Below are 2,985 nucleotides of genomic sequence, written 5' to 3' on the forward strand. Positions count from 1 at the left end.
AGCCGGGCCAGGATCTCGGTCTCCGGCATGCGGCCGGGTTCCAGCGGGAGGGCGGGGCGGGTGTAGCGGACCTGGTTGCGTACGGCGAGGGTGTTGAAGGCGAAGTCGTGGTGCGGGCTCTGCGCGGGCGGGGGCGGCGGCAGGACGACGTGGGCGTGGCGCGAGGTCTCGTTGAGGTACGGGTCGACGCTGACCATGAAGTCGAGGGAACCGAGGGCCTTGTCGAGGCGGTCGCCGTCGGGCGCGGACAGGACCGGGTTGGCGGCGACGGCGATGAGGGCGCGCAGCGGTTCGCCCGCGTCGGTGGCGGTGTCGATCTCCTCGGCGAGGGCGGAGAGCGGCAGTTCGCCCTTGGCCTCGGGGTGCCCGCTCACCCGGGAGTGCCAGCGTCCGAGGGCGAAGCCTCGGCCGGGTCCGGCGGGGCGCGGGGTCTTGTCGGTGGCGGCACGGGGGAAGAGGGCGCCGCCGGGCCGGTCGAGGTTGCCGGTGAGGATGTTGAGGACGTCGACGAGCCAGCTGGCCAGGGTGCCGTGCGGGACGGTGCAGCTGCCGATACGGCCGTAGACGGCGGCGGTGGGGGCGGCGGCGAGTTCGCGGGCGAGGGTGCGGATGGTGTCCGCGTCGACGTCGCAGGCCGGGGCGACGGCCTCGGGGGTGAAGTCCTTTACCGCGTCGGTGAGTTCGGCGACGCCTTGCACATGGGGAGCACAGTCCCCCAGGTCGACGAGGTGCTCTTCGACGAGCACGGACGCCATCGCCGCGAGCAGCAGGGCATCGGTGCCGGGCCGGACGGCGATGTGCCGGTCGGCGAGGCGGGCGGTGCGGGTGCGGCGCGGGTCGACGACGGTGAGGGTGCCGCCACGGGCCCTGAGCGCCCGGAGGCGGCCGGGGAAGTCGGGTGCCGTGCACAGACTCCCGTTGGATTCCAGGGGGTTGGCGCCGATGAGCAGCAGGTGGTCGGTGCGGTCGAGGTCGGGTACGGGGATCGCGTTGGCGTCGCCGAAGAGGAGCCCGCTGGAGACGTGCTTGGGCATCTGGTCGACGGTAGAGGCGGTGAAGAGGCTGCGGGTGCCGAGCCCGGCGATCAGGACGGGCGGGTAGAGGGCGCCGGCCACGGTGTGCACGTTGGGGTTGCCGAGGACGACCCCGACGGCGTCCGGGCCATGGCGTTCGACGACGGGCCGGATGCCGGCGGCGACCGCGTCGAAGGCCTCCTCCCAACTGGCCTCCCGCAACTCGCCGTCGATCCGGACGAGCGGGCCGCGCAGCCGGTCCGGGTCGGCGTCGACGGCGGGGAAGGCCGCCCCCTTGGGGCAGATGAACCCCTTGCTGAAGACGTCGTCACGGTCGCCCCGGGCGCCGGTGACCCTGCCCTCGTCGAGGGTGAGGGTCAGGCCGCAGGTGGCCTCGCACAGAGGGCAGATACGAAGAGCGGTGCGGGACATGGAACCTCCCGGGTACGGCGGCGGTGACGCACGGACGGGCAGGCGCAGGACAGCCGCACGGACAGGTTGACGAACCGAGCATACCGACCGGTATGCATGTGCGGGAGCCCCGTGCCGGCTCGTTCTCGGTCGCACGGCAGGGGCCCGTCGCGGGTACCGAAGGCCGGTTCGCCGCCCGGCCCCGCGACGAGAGCCGTGCGGGCCGGTTTCCGGATCGGTCCGGCACGCGTGCCGGAGAGGCGGGCAGCACCTCCCGCAGTTCGGCGATGATCTTCTCGCCGCCCTCGGGCTCCGGCCGGAAGGCGAGGCGGACGAGGGCGTCGGCGGTCTCGACGACGATGAGGAAGCCCCGGCGCAGTTCCTCGTCCGGTGCGCGGTCCAGGTAACGGGACAGCAGGTCGGTGAGGCGGCCGGCGACGCGGTGGTGGGGTTCGGTCCGCCGGGCGCCGACGGGGATCTGGTGGCCGAAGCGGACCAGGGAGAAGCCGGGTGCGGTGCGCTTCATGTCCAGGTACTCGTCGAGCACGGCGCCCATGGCCCGCCGCTGACCCGGGGCGCCGGTGGCCGTCTCCAGGCGGTCGGTGACCTGCCGCGTGAAGTGCTCCAGGTTGCGCCGAGCCGACGCGTCGGCCATCTCGCGCTTGTGGCCGATGAAGCGGTGGACGGAGCCGATGGGCACACCGGCGCGCTGCGCGACGGCGCGGGTGCTCAGGGCGTCGTAGCCGACCTCGTCGAGGAGCGCGGCGCAGGCGTCCAGGATTCCGGCCGGCCGTTCGGTGCTGTGGTGCTGCACGGGCACGCGGCGGAGGGAGGCCGGGGGGCGCGGGCGCGGGTTTCATCCTGTTCTTCGGTCCCGGTCGGGTGAACCCCGGCCCCCGGCGGCGAGGTCGGGGCCCGCCGTCCCTCGCTCCGTCGCGGTCGGGGCCGTGCTGGAACTCGGTTCCGAGACCGTGATGTCGGCCGTGCTCTCCACCGGCTTTCCGCCCACGGCCCACACCGAGTCGTCGTCCGCGTAGAGGCGGACGGTGACCTGGTGCGTGCCGCGCCGGACGGTGTGCGGGGAAAGGTGGTGGCCGGGCGCGCGCAGCAGGGCGACGAGCCGGTCGTTCACGTAGAGGTGCGCGAGGCCGCGGCCGGGCACCGCCCGGTTGTCGGTGCCGTCCGGCGAGAAGCGGAAGTTGCGCACGTGCAGCCGTACGTCCCAGCCGCCGTCGGCGTCGGGCGTGACCTCTACGCCGACCTCGGGGGCACCCTCCTCGTCCACCTCGCGGTAGGGCCGGCCCTCGTCGTCCCGCTCCTCCAGGAGCTTGCCCACCGGCGACGGCGCCCCGGCGCCCCGCTCCTGTTCCTGTCCCTGGGCAGCACGCGAGCCGCAGCCCGCGGACCCGGCCAGCAGTACGCCACACACCGCGAGCGCGGTGATCAGCCTCCCCGTCCACGCCATGCGGGGGAGCTTAGAACAGGCGTCCGGTCGCACGGATCCCCCTGGAGTCGGGTTCCGCGTCCTCCGTCGAGAGGAGGGCGGGGGTACTACGGGAGG

At 74.0% G+C, this 2,985-nt stretch carries 2 protein-coding genes and 1 pseudogene; all 3 read right to left on the minus strand.

Translation table 11 applies throughout. The annotated features are described in order from the left end of the window. Positions 1 to 1,445 (minus strand): molybdopterin-dependent oxidoreductase (locus AOK11_RS38420; RefSeq protein WP_157869552.1); only part of this gene is annotated, 1,445 nt, incomplete at its 3' end. A gap of 217 nt (positions 1,446 to 1,662) precedes the next feature. Continuing rightward, positions 1,663 to 2,244: pseudogene (locus AOK11_RS42575) on the minus strand (TetR/AcrR family transcriptional regulator); the annotation flags it as partial. Positions 2,245 to 2,280: 36 nt separating this feature from the next. Beyond that, positions 2,281 to 2,889 (minus strand): hypothetical protein, encoded by a 609-nt coding sequence (locus AOK11_RS38430; protein ID WP_055598225.1) that lies wholly within the window; start codon positions 2,887 to 2,889, stop codon positions 2,281 to 2,283. Between the last annotated feature and the right edge of the window lie 96 nt (positions 2,890 to 2,985).

The sequence above is a fragment of the Streptomyces hirsutus genome (genome assembly GCF_001418415.1).
In the GTDB taxonomy this organism is placed as follows: domain Bacteria; phylum Actinomycetota; class Actinomycetes; order Streptomycetales; family Streptomycetaceae; genus Streptomyces; species Streptomyces hirsutus.

Bases quoted from the DNA above. Each gene is read 5' to 3' on its own strand.
- AOK11_RS38430 (WP_055598225.1), bottom strand. From the start codon at position 2,889: ATGGCGTGGACGGGGAGGCTGATCACCGCGCTCGCGGTGTGTGGCGTA.